This window comes from Mesorhizobium sp. M4A.F.Ca.ET.020.02.1.1, from assembly GCF_004022645.1.
Classification (GTDB): domain Bacteria; phylum Pseudomonadota; class Alphaproteobacteria; order Rhizobiales; family Rhizobiaceae; genus Mesorhizobium.
On record NZ_RZOI01001343.1, the window covers coordinates 1 to 584 of the forward strand.

At 66.6% G+C, this 584-nt stretch carries 1 protein-coding gene; it reads left to right on the forward strand.

All coding sequences use genetic code 11. The features are described from left to right. Positions 1-506: DMT family transporter (locus EN742_RS37045; RefSeq protein WP_148670619.1), on the forward strand; the 506-nt coding region annotated here is incomplete at its 5' end. Positions 507-584: the final 78 nt, after the last annotated feature.

Genomic DNA, 584 nt, shown 5'->3' on the forward strand with positions numbered 1-584 from the left:
TTTCTGGCCTGGCCTGGCTCGGCACGCTGATCTCGTTTGCCGGCATCGGCATCATCGCCATGGCCGACGGGCAGGGGCTGCACTTCAACACCGGCGCGCTGCTGGTGCTGGGTTCCGCGCTCTGCTCGGCCGTCAACACCATCGTCCAGAAGCCGCTCTTTGCCCGCCATCATCCGCTGACCATCGCCGCCTCCAACATGGTGCTCGGCGCGCTCTGCCTGGCGCCCTTCCTGCCGGAAGCGATCTCGCAGGCGGCGGTTGCCGACACAGCCGGTCTCGGCGCCGTCATCTACCTTGGCATCGTGCCCAGCCTGATCGCCTACGCCGCCTGGGCGACCGCGCTGTCGCGCCTGCCGGCTGCGCGTGCCTCGAACTTCCTCTATCTGGTCTCGCCGATGTCCGCCCTGATCGGCTTTTTCTGGCTGGGCGAAGTGCCGACGATGCTCGGCATCCTCGGCGGCGCGCTAGCGCTCGGCGGCGTCATCGTGGTGAATTTGAAGCGGTAAGTCAGGGATCTAGCGTTCCCGAGTCAGGAAAAGAGCCGCATCGAGCGGCTCTTTTCATGTCCCCCACCCACCCGGACC